General features: G+C 30.2%; 12 protein-coding genes and 3 pseudogenes. 12 read left to right on the forward strand and 3 right to left on the reverse strand.

Annotated elements, in window-relative coordinates:
• The first annotated feature begins 177 nt into the window (after positions 1–177).
• The 7 genes from DK405_RS00480 to DK405_RS00515 all read left to right on the forward strand — a co-directional run bounded on the left by DK405_RS00480 (position 178) and on the right by DK405_RS00515 (position 7,119).
• Positions 178–813, forward strand: coding sequence for a Tim44 domain-containing protein (locus tag DK405_RS00480; RefSeq protein WP_045912999.1), 636 nt, complete (start codon positions 178–180; stop codon positions 811–813).
• A 118-nt stretch (positions 814–931) separates the two neighbouring features.
• Positions 932–1,675, forward strand: a complete 744-nt coding sequence (gene trhO / locus DK405_RS00485) for an oxygen-dependent tRNA uridine(34) hydroxylase TrhO (RefSeq protein WP_174197605.1) — start codon at positions 932–934, stop codon at positions 1,673–1,675.
• A 1,019-nt stretch (positions 1,676–2,694) separates the two neighbouring features.
• Positions 2,695–3,495 carry a hypothetical protein gene (locus DK405_RS13450; protein WP_231967531.1) on the forward strand — a complete coding sequence of 267 codons (801 nt, stop codon included), beginning with the start codon at positions 2,695–2,697 and terminating at the stop codon, positions 3,493–3,495.
• 19 nt (positions 3,496–3,514) lie between these two features.
• Positions 3,515–4,255, forward strand: coding sequence for a DnaA N-terminal domain-containing protein (locus tag DK405_RS13455; protein ID WP_231967532.1), 741 nt, complete (start codon positions 3,515–3,517; stop codon positions 4,253–4,255).
• 8 nt (positions 4,256–4,263) lie between these two features.
• The gene (locus DK405_RS00505; RefSeq protein ID WP_109510529.1) at positions 4,264–5,700 is read left to right on the forward strand and encodes a replicative DNA helicase; all 1,437 of its coding nucleotides are present in this window, start codon (positions 4,264–4,266) and stop codon (positions 5,698–5,700) included.
• A gap of 239 nt (positions 5,701–5,939) precedes the next feature.
• Complete coding sequence (locus tag DK405_RS00510; protein ID WP_109510530.1) at positions 5,940–6,569, forward strand: ankyrin repeat domain-containing protein; 630 nt, start codon at positions 5,940–5,942, stop codon at positions 6,567–6,569.
• 46 nt (positions 6,570–6,615) lie between these two features.
• Entirely contained in the window at positions 6,616–7,119 is a 504-nt protein-coding gene (locus tag DK405_RS00515; protein ID WP_109510733.1) for a hypothetical protein, read from the forward strand.
• A gap of 113 nt (positions 7,120–7,232) precedes the next feature.
• Here the strand turns inward: DK405_RS00515 and DK405_RS00520 are convergent.
• Positions 7,233–7,462 (reverse strand): annotated as a pseudogene (locus DK405_RS00520) (DNA adenine methylase); the annotation flags it as partial.
• Positions 7,463–7,799: 337 nt separating this feature from the next.
• Between DK405_RS00520 and DK405_RS00525 the strand changes: the two are divergent.
• The 3 genes from DK405_RS00525 (at position 7,800) to DK405_RS00535 (ending at position 10,270) form a co-directional block, all read left to right on the forward strand.
• Positions 7,800–8,582, forward strand: coding sequence for a sensor histidine kinase (locus DK405_RS00525; protein ID WP_109510531.1), 783 nt, complete (start codon positions 7,800–7,802; stop codon positions 8,580–8,582).
• Between the two features lie 100 nt (positions 8,583–8,682).
• Complete coding sequence (locus DK405_RS00530) at positions 8,683–9,261, forward strand: HD domain-containing protein (RefSeq protein WP_064612941.1); 579 nt, start codon at positions 8,683–8,685, stop codon at positions 9,259–9,261.
• A gap of 118 nt (positions 9,262–9,379) precedes the next feature.
• Positions 9,380–10,270 carry an Rpn family recombination-promoting nuclease/putative transposase gene (locus tag DK405_RS00535; RefSeq protein ID WP_064612940.1) on the forward strand — a complete coding sequence of 297 codons (891 nt, stop codon included), beginning with the start codon at positions 9,380–9,382 and terminating at the stop codon, positions 10,268–10,270.
• Between the two features lie 78 nt (positions 10,271–10,348).
• On the opposite strand, the pseudogene DK405_RS00540 reads toward DK405_RS00535, so the two are convergent.
• Positions 10,349–10,678: pseudogene (locus DK405_RS00540) on the reverse strand (conjugal transfer protein TraD); the annotation flags it as partial.
• Positions 10,679–10,910: 232 nt separating this feature from the next.
• Between DK405_RS00540 and DK405_RS13460 the strand changes: the two are divergent.
• A pseudogene (locus DK405_RS13460) lies at positions 10,911–11,623 on the forward strand (conjugal transfer protein TraA).
• Between the two features lie 296 nt (positions 11,624–11,919).
• On the opposite strand, the gene DK405_RS13470 reads toward DK405_RS13460, so the two are convergent.
• Positions 11,920–12,993: a hypothetical protein gene (locus tag DK405_RS13470; protein ID WP_231967534.1), complete on the reverse strand. Its 1,074-nt coding sequence runs from the start codon at positions 12,991–12,993 to the stop codon at positions 11,920–11,922.
• A gap of 161 nt (positions 12,994–13,154) precedes the next feature.
• Here DK405_RS13470 and DK405_RS13475 point away from each other — a divergent pair, with 161 nt between their 5' ends.
• The gene (locus DK405_RS13475; protein WP_064612937.1) at positions 13,155–13,796 is read left to right on the forward strand and encodes a toprim domain-containing protein; all 642 of its coding nucleotides are present in this window, start codon (positions 13,155–13,157) and stop codon (positions 13,794–13,796) included.
• The last annotated feature ends 4 nt before the right edge of the window (positions 13,797–13,800 follow it).

Below are 13,800 nucleotides of genomic sequence, written 5' to 3' on the forward strand. Positions count from 1 at the left end.
CTCTGTCTTTCATAGTAAACATATCTAGTGACATATGTTGACTGTTTGTCTTAGCTATATAAATTCTATTCTCGTAGTTAACCAATCATTATACATAACCTCTCTTTACTTTTTCTTAAGTCATGATAATATTCTATTTATCTTTGATTTTGATTTCAAAAAATAATAAGAAATAAAATGTTTACTCACTTAATTGAATCAATAATTTTATTAGGCATAATGTTGCTATTAATCAGAAAGTTAATTGCTGTACTTGGTAGTGTTGATGAAGCTGAATGTCAAAAACATAAAAGTTTCAAATCGTATTTTGGAGAGCATTATAATTTAAAGGATGTAACTAATACTAATGTTGCTGAATCTTCATCAACTCGCTTATCATGTAATCAAGACTTAAATTATTTTAAACAAAATAATTTAGTGGTTGATGAAGCTACAGATTACATAATCACTGAATTAATAAAATTAAAAAGTAAAGTGCCTAGCTTTAATATTAATAGGTTTTATAATACTGCTATCAATGTAATAAAAATGATTATTGAAGCAGTACAAAATGCTGATTACAAAACAATTTTCTCATTACTTGATAAAAGATTTGTTGATCAATTTCATCAAATATCAAGCAAGTATGTTAATATTCATGTTAATAGTATTAATTTTAAGCTTTCCAATCTTAATTCTTTAGGCAATAATGTTTTCATTAAGATAAGAATAGAAATCGACGGAAATAAACTTAAAGAAGAGTGGACCTTTAGCAAGAATATTACTATACCAGGCCCACAATGGTATTTAAGCAACATTGAAGAAGTGAGTTAGTTTAACATAGCTTTTTCAAGTTATAAGGTTTTAATTATTTTATTTATTATAATAACAACATGGTAGCTTTTATAATAAAAAATTCTTTTTATATCAGTAAATAATGTATTATTAAGTGATCAAACTACCCTTTTCCATAGCAAGTTTTTATTATTTTACTAACATAGAAGATTTGGATACCTTATTACCAAGGCTTCTACTGCTTTGTAAGAAAAAATATATAAAAGGTACTATTATCATTGCAAAAGAAGGAATTAATGGTTCTATTGCTGGAACCAATGATAATATTAACATTGTTCTCAACCAAATTAAAGATATATTTGGTGACACCATTGATCTAAATGTTAAAATAAACTACTGCAGTTATAATCCATTCGATAAATTGAAAGTTAAATTAAAAAATGAAATCATAGCTTTAGGAGTTGGAAGTATTAATGCGCAGGCTCTAATGGGAGAATACATACAAGCTAACGAATGGGACAGTTTTATTTTACGTCGAGATTGTATAGTGATAGATACACGAAATAATTATGAAACTAACATTGGAGCATTTAAAAATGCTGTTATCCCTAATACTGATACTTTTAAGCAATTTCCTGATTGGATTCAGAGAAATAAAGATAAACTCAAAGGAAAGAAAATTGCTATGTATTGTACTGGTGGCATAAGATGCGTTAAATCTACTGCGTATTTGAAAAATATAGGCTTTGATAAGGTTTATCATCTAAAAGGAGGAATATTAAAGTATCTTATGGATACTGGTAATCTGCAAAATTTATGGCAAGGTAATTGCTTTGTGTTTGATAATAGAATAGCTGTTGATAACAAGCTTAGACCAGTTAATGCTAGTATACATAAGTAGACATAATTAGGTAGGCATTTTCAAGTAAGTAATAACTAGTGCTTATAAGAACTAGTAGCATCATGGCTAAAAATTTGTTGAAAAGAGTGCGATATGAAGTTACATGTATATGATTGTTTGAATGAGAGAATGTGCGACATAAAGTTGCTCAAACAGAGACTATAGAGATGTAGCAAGGTTGCATTTAGGCCTAAGTTACCGGTATGATGGGCAAGATTGGTAGGTAAAGTCAAGATAAGATAAATTAATCTTGATTGTGAAAGTGCAGTTATGGAAGGAGAAGCCAGCTCCACCATATAGCGAGTCTTATGCTGCTAAAGGTAACAACAGTAGTAAAGCGTAGACAGTGAAACATTCTAGCCGAAACCAAATGGTGAACATAATAGCCACAAAGGTGTAATCTCTAGTGGAGGCAGATATGCTCTAGCCGATATGCTCTAATAGTAGACAAAAGAAGATTGAAGGTCAAGCTAGTGAAAGTCCAAAAGTTTTCAACTACCTGAGACACATACATCAGCGAGTTTGTAAAGATTAATGACACAACTTGAGAAGTCCTTATAACTCTCAGTTAATTAAGTAAGTATTCAAAAAGTACAAGTGGTGAAACATAAGGCTTTGGAGATAGTACAAGGATGGCTAAGTTAGCCATAGTAGTGATGAAACTCAATAATGTTGGTGAGAAGCGAAGGGTTAGCAGAAAAGTAAGAATGCAAGATGGAAACAACGACCGTGCACAGCATGAAAATACATAGTTAACGAAACTTGAGCGTATAAAGTTGCAATCATCGAAAAATCAAGACATAAAGTTTAATAATCTTGGGCATATTATTGATTAAAAGATGTGCTATAGGTAAAATTGGTCTTCTAAGGCAGATAGTATAAGTATGAAGATTTATATAGGTTTGGCATAATGATTTTTGTCAACCTTTTGTCAACCTTTTGCATAAAAATTTGATGGTAATTTGTAAAAAAATTATTTTCTAAAACACCTACTATAGCTGTATTTTTGGAGATGAAAAATGCGACCTGTAGTATTCGATTTTTTAACTAATAGTTGTAATATTATTAAAAAAAATAGTAACAATAATGACACAATATTTTATAACTTTATTGGAAATATCATTCCACCAGAATGGAGAAAGCTAAGCGGAGATAATGGAAAAGCATTAAGTAAAACATCTAAACAGCTTTTATCATTTATAGTATTTAGACTACATATCTATTACAACAAAGATATAGATGAATTACAGGAAAGTTATCAGCTTTATGAGGATAAGCTGAATGTTGGTCAAAGAAGAGTTAGGCAATGCTTAGTAGAATTAAGAGATGCAGGTTTTATTGAAGTTGAAAATAGGACAATCATTAAAGACAATGTTAAGTTACGTAATGTACCTTGCATAAAAATTCTGAAAAATTTTCAGCACTATAGTGAAAAAGGAAAAGAAGAAAATATAGCCTTACCAGAACAAAAATTTCGTCCCAACATGAAAGAAATTTCAGGTCAACCTGAAACTTTTTTCAGGGACATATATAGATATATAAAAAAATCTAAAATATCTAGATATACTGAAGGTGAGTTAGTAGAGAATAAAAAAAATGAAAATGAAGAACAAAATTTTCAAAATGTTGATGATTTTGAAAATGATATACGAACTTCAACTAAAAATTGTAATCAAGACATTAAATCACTAATAACAAAGATTCTCAAGTCTTCGAATGGTAAAAAAGAATGGTTCAAAAAGTACAGGCTAAAAGAGTTTTACCCACTAACACCAGAAGATGCAGTTGCACTGCAACACAAGTCTGATAAAGGTTTTTAACATATACTTTATCAACAAATTGCTATTAAAGCTAGCAGGTCGATATTCGAATTATCATTTTGGCTGTAAAGCATCAGTTCTAAACTATATAGCAAAAGTGTTAGCGAATGAATTACGAACTACTGATCAGGCAAATAGAGACAACTGTAAATTTGATAACGAATTTAATAAGGAAAAATATCTTACTCAAATTGAAACAAGCGCAAATCTTAGTAAGGAAAGTCAGTTGAAGCATAAAATTGCTGGTTCTTTTGAAGCAGCTATGGCTTATCAAATTTTGACTTCTTGTAGTTTTGGGCCAGCGGTTCGAACTAGGTTTTTTGTTAAGTTGCTTAAAAATATCACACTAACAGAATGTGATAGATCAAAGATATTACAAGCTGTACAAGATGTATATGGATACGAAATTCAAGAATTGCAAGTTAAACCATTTGAGCAACTCAAAACTGTTTCACAGAAACAAATCAATGAAGAAGAGTATCTCTTGAATCTGAGTAAACAATTGGGTTCTAACTCAACTTGGTACAAAGTACGAGAATCTTTGATTAAAAGTTATGGTCAAACTATTGATAAAAAATACTTTAGCGAATTGAACATTATAAATGAAGATAATGTTAGTAAAAAAATATTCATTAAAGCTAAAACAGAATTTGCTGATAGTTACATCACAAGCAACCATATGGAAAATCTTGCGCACGCTTTTAAAGCTCAAGGGTTTTCTTTTGAGTTAGTTAAGTTTAGTAATTTTAATAAAATTTAAAGGGTGATATGGAAAAAGATCTTGCAAAGATTGCTACAAGTAATATTCAGGCAGAGCAAATGATACTTGGAGCAATTCTGATTAACAATCGTGCGCTATATAACATTAACGAATTTTTACTGCCGGAACATTTTTATGAACCATTACATGGTAAAATATATAAGTCAATTAATCTCATTATTAGTAAAGGAATTAGCGCTACTGTAATTTCGCTCAAAAATATGCTAGGCAATGAACTCGCATTTGAGGAAATAGGTGGAGTAGATTATCTAGCTAAACTTACAACTGTAGCATTAAGTATAGTTAATGTTAATGAGTACGGCAAAATAGTATATGATCTTGCGCTGCGGCGTTATTTAATTGAAATTGGAGAAAAAATAGTAACAAATGCATATTCTTCTACTTTAGCAGATTTAGCTATAACTCAGATCGAAACTGCTGAATCTCAATTATATGATCTAGGTTCAAGGGGAACTTTGAGTAAAGGATTTACAAAATTACAAACTTCAATTGAAGAATCATGGACATCAATTTCAGCTGCTATTAAAAATAAAAACTCTATTAATGGCATTAGTAGTGGACTACTTGACCTTGATTCAAAGCTTGGAGGATTTAAAAATTCTGACCTAATAATATTAGCTGGCAGGCCATCAATGGGCAAAACTGCTTTAGGAGTTAACCTAGCAATAAATGCTTGTAAATATTTTCTTACTCAAAAAAATACTAAAGATAATGTAGTACCATCAGTTGGCTTCTTTTCTTTAGAAATGTCATCTCAGCAAATCTCTACTCGAATTCTTTCTATAGAATCTGAAATTAATAGCTCTGCATTATTTAACGGTAAAATAGATGAACAAGATGTTGATAAGTTAAAGACTGTACAAGATGAAATACAAAAGTGGAATTTTTTTATAGATGACGCTCCTGCAATCTCAATATCAGCAATTAGGTCTCGAGCTCGTAGACTTAAACGTACTCATAATTTAGCAATATTATTTATTGATTATTTACAACTAATAAAAATTGATAACAGAGGGAGTCAGTATAATCGAGTGCAGGAAATTTCTGAAATTACTCAAAGCTTAAAAGCTCTTGCTAAAGAGCTCAATATTCCAGTTATTGCACTATCTCAATTGTCTAGAGCTGTAGAACAAAGGTCAGATAAAAAGCCTATTCTCTCAGATCTAAGAGAATCATGCTCAATTGAACAGGACGCCGATATTGTAATGCTTATATATCGTGACGAATATTACTTGTCTAGATCAGAACCGAATCCAGGTACTCCAGAATATACAGAATGGGTTACAAAACAAAATAAATGTTATAACACTGCTGAAATAATTGTTGCTAAACACCGTAATGAGCCAGTTGGTACAGTGAAGTTGCACTATAATAGTAGGTATTCTAAATTTGGCAATATTGTTAAAAACTCTCAGCAATGTTAATAAACGCTAGATTATGCATAAGATGAAAAAATGCTGGTCCAAAAAAAAAATTACAGCAAAATTTTACTCATTAACACCAGAGATATGCAACTCAAGATTAGTTTTTTTTGGCATCGTGATAACTGAATTCAAAAAATTTATAATTTAATTTGCTTCTTTTCCAGTTTTTATCTGGGATTGGAGTATACAAAAAGTTTAAATTATGGTATAATTTATTAATAACCATTTAGAGGTGGCCAATGATAGATTTTTATAGTGAGAGCTTAATAAATAAGCTGTTCAGAAGCAAAGTACAGCAGCTTATTAATAAGGATAGTACACTTGTCAATTCAAAATATAAAGACGGTACTACAGCTTTATCTGTTGCTTTGAAATATAAGAATCTACCTATTGCCGAGATTTTACTAAGCAATGGAGCTAACATAAACGCACAAGATAATGATGGGCACACCGCTTTACATCTTGTTGTGGATACAATTCAAGTATATTATGAATTTTTCGAAAAATATCCTACCTATTGCAATGATCATATAGCATTACTGCTACAATATAATGCTGATGTAAATATCGAGAATAATCAAGGTAATACACCTTTATCTGATGCTGTTGAATGCAAATGTGTAGAACCTTTAGCAATTATGCTAAAACATAATTCTACTGGTATTAATAAAAAATATGATGAAGGAGAAACGCTACTACATATTGCTGTTCGTAATAAAATCATAGATATTATACAGCTTTTGATTGATTATGGAGCAGATATTGATGCAAAAGATGATAACGGCATGACTACTATAGATTATGCTGCTAAAAGCGGTAATGCAGATGTATTCAACTTTCTAACGGAACAATCGGTCCCATGGTATTAGGTTTTAACAGATAGCTAATATGTTAATATTAAAAAGAGAAGTTAATATGAATGTTTTGAAATTACTTTTACAACCGGGTTATGCTGTTATATTAGCATTCGTTGTATTATCTTCACCATCGATATGTACAGCGAATAATAATGTAAACTTCAATGCCTCTAAAGGTGGTATTGATACTTCGCAATTCTATATAAAATTTTCAACTGGTATTGTTACTAACTACGATACATTAGAAGCTGGAATTGGTTATAGATTAAATCGGCACAGAATGGATGTAAGATTAGGATTTATGTGTCATCACAACTGTAGAGATAACTTTATTCAAGGAAATTATTATTACAATATAATTGAAGGTAACAAAGCATCAATTTTTGTTACAGGTGGCCTAGTATCAGCTTTCAATAGTGATAGCGGTACTGGTATAGACTTAGGAGTTGGTACAACAATAAACTTATCAAGAGATACATATTTGGACATTGAATGTAGCACAATGGCTAACTATAGACCACTTCCTATTCATATACGATTTGGATTGCGGGTTCATCTTTAATTGCTAAGCTCAGGTCAAGTAGTTAGTTCGAATAGTTAGTAATGATTAGCTCATTAACAGGATTGCGTTGTTCATTGATTGAGTATATAATCCAATATGAGTAATGAAGAAGTCTTTTTTACAGCGTGATAACTAGTAATTAAGTCGAGATTAATATCAGAAAAAAACATTGTTTAAACAGATGCCTAACTTGAAAAAATAAAGCCCCACCTCCAAGGAATGGTTCATAGTAATTATAGTATGGCCCTGAAGGAAGATGCTCTATTAATCTATTAACAATTCTCCTTTTGCCTCCAACTCAATGGAGAAAAGGCTTTGGTTCATTAGAAATTGCTATTGACACAAGAATTTTTGATTAATTAAATCTCTACTATGAATTATAGCAGAAAATAAGCCTTAAAGCCAGTAATAATAACTGCTACAGAACTTTTTTATAAATCTTTTTTGAATGATATTTTTGTAGCTAGAGATACAATGTGATAATTTCGCATCTATTTTAAAAATTTCATAATTATGACAAAAAGTCATGTACTGATAAAAATCTAAATGATACTGTATACCTGATATTATCTGAGATTCAAGATTTAGATAATGTTCGGATAGAGATTAAAAGCGTAAACGATCAAAATTTATTCTTTAATCTCTAGCTGCTATATAAACTAATACAGCAGGAGGATTCTATGCCTATTGAAGACGAAGGTCAAAATAAAATCAATAAATTAACCGAAAAATTATCCACAGAGGGAATTAATAGCACAACAATAAAACAGATAGATACTGAAATGCAAAAACTATACTTTCAGCTAGAGGAATCTGAGCAAGTAAGCATAAAACTCATAGATTGGATACAATATTTTAGGCTAATAGTAAATAACTACGACAGAAAAAAAGTAAATATAATAGCTTCTCTAAATGGAATGATTTTTTTATTTAGACAATACATAGCATCAACGAATGTAAGACATGAAAATTTATGTTTAAAAAAATTTAGCATACAAAAGCTAGTAAAAAATGCCGTCAGGAGACTAGAAGACATTGCAAAAGAGAAAGATATAAAAATCAATTACAATTTTCAGTACAAAATGAAGGATATTGTGATTGGAAATAGTGATCACTTACAAGCTATATTAAGTCAATTAATAGGAAGCGTCATTAGATTTAATCACAGCTGCCAGGTTATAATTACAGTTCATTTGTTTACTATAAAAAATTATATAAAAAGCGATAACATACTACAATTTAGAATACATGATACAGGAAGCGGTATTTCAAAAGAAAAATTAGGGAATATAAAAGCTAAATTAGCTGATTTTGAGTTGGTAAGAGACTATCCGCTAATGCTTGAATCAGGATTATGGTTTGTAAATTACCTTATTAATCAACTTAATGGAGAAATGGAAATAGAAAGCGAAAAAGACAAGTTTACAACCATTACTTGCAATATTCCAGTACAACTTTTTTAATCAAATTAATTCGCTTCTTTTTCAGTTTTTGTCTGAGATTGGAGTATATAAAAAGTTTAATTTATTGTATAATTTATTAAAGATTATTTAGAGATGAAAAATGATAGACTTTTATAGCGAAAGCTTACTAAATAAGCTGTTTGAAACCAACGTAAGATTTAATACTGAAATTGATCTTGATAAAGTTGAAAAAGCAATATTTTATGCCCAAAAATATCATGGTCAGCAAAAGAGAGATACAGGAGAACTATACTACACACATCCATTAGAAGTAGCTTATATGGTATCAGACTACAGCTTTGAAACAGATACGATTATTACAGCAATACTACATGATACTATCGAAGACACAACACTAACCAAAGAAAAGATTGTTAAGGTATTCGGTAGAAAAATTGCGGAACAGGTTTCAGATCTCACCAGGATTAAGGATAATAAAAAAATCAGTTCTAGAGAGATGATTCAAACATTTTATAGACAAAATAAAACAGAACTATTATTAATTAAGCTTTTCGACCGATTCCATAATATTCAGACTGTTTCAATAAAACCTTATGAAAAAAGACAAGAAATCATACTAGAAACGCAGCAAGAATTTATACCTCTTGCTGAATATCTTAAATTACCAGAAATTGCTATAGAGCTAAATAAATACTGTGAGCTTTATACTACCAAATAAGCTAAAGTTTAATAGGTGGTTAATGTAGTGAATTGCAGAAATTAAAATTCAATAAGAGAATGTTCATGTAAGTTATTTTGTTGTATAATTTAAAAAGAATAGAAAATATGAAAAATATATGCATTTATCAAGATTTCTAGATCCAAAGAATGATGTAGCATTTAAAAAGATATTTGGATCAGAAAAAAACAAGGACATACTAATACATTTTCTGAACGATATATTGTTGTTTGAAGGGAATAGAGAAATAACAGAAGTAGAGTTTTTAGGAACGATATTAGATGCAGACATAGCGTCAAAAAAAGAATCAATAGTAGATGTTTTGTGTAAAGATAAAAATGGAACGCAATATATAATAGAAATGCAAGTAGATCCTACACAAGGATTTGAAAAAAGAGCACAGTATTATGCAGCAAAAGCATATGGCAGGCAACCAAATAGAGGAAAGGAAGGAAAATACTCAGACCTAAAGGAAGTTATATTTATAGCTATAGCAGATTATAAATTGTTTCCAAACAAAGAAGACTATATATCAAGGCATGTAATACTGGATAAAAAGACATATGAGCATGATCTAAAGGACTTTTCATTTACCTTTATAGAATTACCAAAATTTAAAAAAAATAGAGTGGAAGAGTTAAATGATATAACAGAGAAGTGGTGCTATTTTTTTAAACATGCAAAAGAAACAACATTAGATGGATATCATAAAATAATAGGTGAAGATTTAATAATAAAAAGAGCGTATGAGGCATTAGATCAGTTTAATTGGAGCGAAGATGAACTAATAACCTATGAACAAGAGTTAAAGCGTATATGGGATAATAAAGCAGTCGAAGATTATAAACTCGAACGCGCTAAAGCTGAAGGTAAAGCTGAAGGTAAAGCTGAAGCAAAAAAAGATTTGGCAATAAAATTATTGAAATCTGAATTATCAGTTGAGACAATTGCTGAATATACGGATTTATCAATACAAGAAGTATTAAATTTAAAAAATAGCGTAAAATAATAAGAAATATACAACATACAAAATTTTACCTTTAATGTGTTGTATGCTATTTCTATTAAATCATATAGATGCCTTATATCACACTACAAGTTTTATACTATACTGAACATTGAGAAGGCCATTCTTTAAGGCCTCAATGTCCTTAACATGGCCGCACCATTCTTGACGAAAACTATTCCATTTTAAGCCATGAAGGCGAATGTGGCGCTTAGTGTTTTCGTCTGGTTCAGAAGCAAATTTTAAAATCACAGCAGCTTTATTTTGCTGTTCTTTATCAAAAATATCTTTACCGATTGTAGTCCAATGATCTTGAACATTTGGATGTTGTGTTAAAGTTTCTTTTAGTGAAACAATTGCACCAAATAAAGTATTTGCTGATAAGTGATCAAGCTTAGCTTTAGCAACTAATATGGTAGGAGATAGAATCGTATTTCAAAAAAGCAATAAGGATTTACAAATACAAAACAGTGAATTTGCAACTTTAACTTCTGTTAATAAATCTGTTAATAAAAATGAATTTGTAGCTAAGACAGACACAGGAAAAGAGGTGAGTTTTGACCCAGGCAAAATACAATTTAAACATGGTTATGCAAGTACTGTTTATAAGGCTCAGGGAGCTTCTATAAAAGATGTATACGTTTTGCATAATGGAGTAAGTAATATAAGCAGCTCATACGTAGCTATAACAAGGCATATAGAGAACTTGCAGCTATATTGCAATAAGGAATCAACTAGAAGCATTAACAGCTTAATAAATCAGCTCAGCAGACCAAATGATAAATCAGCTAGCATAACTCTAAAAACTGCTCATGATTTGGAGAAAGAACGGACAAAGCCAACTGTTTTTAGTAAAATCGAAAACTGGTTTAAGTCTATAATCAATGATATCAATGATAGATCTCATGTGAATAAAGAATATTACCACTTTACCGCTAAACCAGATGAAGAAGCTAAAGTAGAAATAGTCCAGCAAGAGAATAGCATAAAGCAATGCACCACCAAAGATTTCTACTCCATTATTTATGCTCAAATGTAAATAATTTAAAGTACTATCAACCATTTCAAGGAGAAAAGATTCTTATAGCTGCAAATAATGATAAACAGAATAAAGAATATGTAAGCACTATAAACGAGGCTGCAAAAGTACTGATAAGCAAAGGAGCAATCACTAGTATCGTAATTCCTTCAGAAGGTGAAGATTTTAACGAAATGCTAAAAAATAAAGGAGCCATAGCTGTTAAGGAGCTTATGATACCTGAAATCATGAAGTTAATTAATACTCAGAACGTAAAAACAGAGTCTGAACAAGTGGTGAAAACTGACATAGCTCCAAAAATTGGAGTTAGACGGTAGTGCTGAAGATTTGAAATTGAATGTAAGCTATTCATTCACAGAGCAAATTACAAAATGAGCTATACATAAACAGCTCACAGTGATGTTTGTAATTCGCATTATGCCCCGCTAAGAGAATATCGGAAGTTATGTAACTTTTGCAAGATTTGTGTCTTACGCAAAAACTATCTCAATAATCACTTAGCAATAAAATTATAATTCAAACAGTTAAAATAGCAAATATTTATACTGCTGCATATTTTCGCGCTAGTTACATAATAATAGAAAAAAAGTTAGTAAAGAAAAAATATACTAGTTTAACTGTAAATTGGATCTAGAGTAATTCCAAGTAAATCGTTATTTTCTTCATTATAAATAGGATTTTTTTGTAACTCAAAGGTTTCATCATTTTTTTTTTGATTAGAATAATTGTTGCTGTTACTACTTCCTTCTTGATCATATGCAACATCATCATATGTGTTATCACTATCATTACTCTCAACAAAGGTAGCAAGAGCAGTAGTAAAGTTAGTACTTGCTTTACTGTTAATACTGCTTATCTGATTATCAGAAAGTTTGTTTTTCTTTTGAATTATAGCATATATAGGAGGAATCAATGGTATATTAGTCTGATAAGAAGAAGTAGAAGCTAATGGTTCATCATAAATCTGATTATTAGATAAATTAGAATTCGGCAACTCATCATATTCATGATTTAGCTTAGTAGTTAGATCACGATTGAGAGCTTCTAAAACATTGTTTTTATGCTTGAGATAGCATGCTATAACTGTAGGAATAGCTACAACTACTGCTCCTGCTCCTATAGCAAGTAGCACATAATTTGTGTACGATGGTAGCCAGTAGTTATTTTCTTTGTACTGACTACTATTGTATTGATTACTACTAGTAATAATACTGGTGTTATAAATTACACTAGTATTTTCTTCAATTGTTGAGTTATATATGCCATAATAAGCTTCTATTAAATACTCTTTAGTACAATTTACTACTTTACAGCCTGTACTAGTTATTTGTTCAATATTAGATAAAGATAAGTCATTTACTACTTTAAAAAACTTTATATTTGTATCATCGTCTATGTTGTCTGGTAATGTCATTTTTAGAGTTGAAATGCAATGCTCAGTAATACTAAATAACACTTCAGTATGATTATTAGACAAACTTAGCTTTAAGTTTTTATCACATCCTTTAAGCTCATATATATTCTTACTATAAGTATTGTATCCATATGGACGAAGAAATGTAAAATTACAAATCTCATATGCCTTAATTCCTAGTAGCTTTGCTACTCCTGATAATTCTTTAGGTATAGCAACTATACAATATTTACCTCTCTCAGCAATACTGTTTATAATATTCATAATATTCATAAATAATCACCTTATTATTATAAGCATAAGCTTATAGAATGATTTACTTTTAAATTCAAGAACAAACTTTCTGAGAAACACGAAAAAATTATCCAGCATTTACAGCATTTGCAAGAAATTCAAAAGGAGAAATTACCGGAGTACAGGCCGTATATCTAAATTTGGCAGGAGATAAGGCGAATATTTCAATTAACAGAAGATCTTTCGGCAAAATCAGCGGATCGTTCATAACAATCGCAAAGCGAAATGCGAATGACCCTAATATAACAATTATAGCAGAAGGCGCCGAAACAGCATTGAGCTTGCAGCAATCAGGCATTAAAGGTAATATCATTGCTAGTGCAGAAATTTCGAATTTGACAAATTATTCACCATTTCCTGGTGAAAAAATCATCATTGCAGCAGATAATGATAGCAAAAATCCTATAACTAATAATACTGTAATTAAAGCTGCAAAAACGTTAGAAATGAAGGGAGCGATAACTTGTATAGTTAAACCACCAGAAAATGGTGATTTTAATAATCTGTTGCAAAGTTGTGGAGACCAGTCAATTAGAGACATTATAGAACCTGAAATTACTAAACTGACTAAGGCAGTTGAAACAACCAAACTTACTCAAACAGAAAATAATAGTATAGCAAAACAAAATGATATTACGAATGTTAAAGAATTGTATAATAAATCGTCATCTCTATACTACTTTAAACAAGAAGAGGAAGCTAAGGTGGAAACGATAGTAGTTAATAAATATCTAGAAAACCATACAGGAATTTATAGTTCAAAAATCTTTAATAATTCATAATTTA

The sequence above is a fragment of the Orientia tsutsugamushi genome (assembly GCF_900327275.1).
GTDB lineage: Bacteria > Pseudomonadota > Alphaproteobacteria > Rickettsiales > Rickettsiaceae > Orientia > Orientia tsutsugamushi.